1 pseudogene is annotated in these 213 nt (G+C 69.0%); it reads left to right on the top strand.

Annotation, left to right across the window (positions count from 1 at the left end):
• Positions 1–213, top strand: a pseudogene (locus tag IG99_RS43980) (RICIN domain-containing protein); the annotation flags it as partial.

Genomic DNA, 213 nt, shown 5'->3' on the forward strand with positions numbered 1-213 from the left:
AAGTCACTGGCGATCATCCGCCCCCTGGCCGAGGCCGGCTTCATCGTCCCCGCCCCCCACTTCGCCAACCTCAACGGCGGAGACGTCTACAACGGCAACGAGTCCAAGGACGTCTCCGAGGTCATCACCCGGACCCTCGCCCTGAACACGGCCGGCGACCCGCTGGCCGGCCACATCAACACAGCGGTCGGCGTCGGCGTCTCCGGCCACTCG

Source organism: Streptomyces griseus subsp. griseus, assembly GCF_000720255.1.
In the GTDB taxonomy this organism is placed as follows: domain Bacteria; phylum Actinomycetota; class Actinomycetes; order Streptomycetales; family Streptomycetaceae; genus Streptomyces; species Streptomyces griseus_I.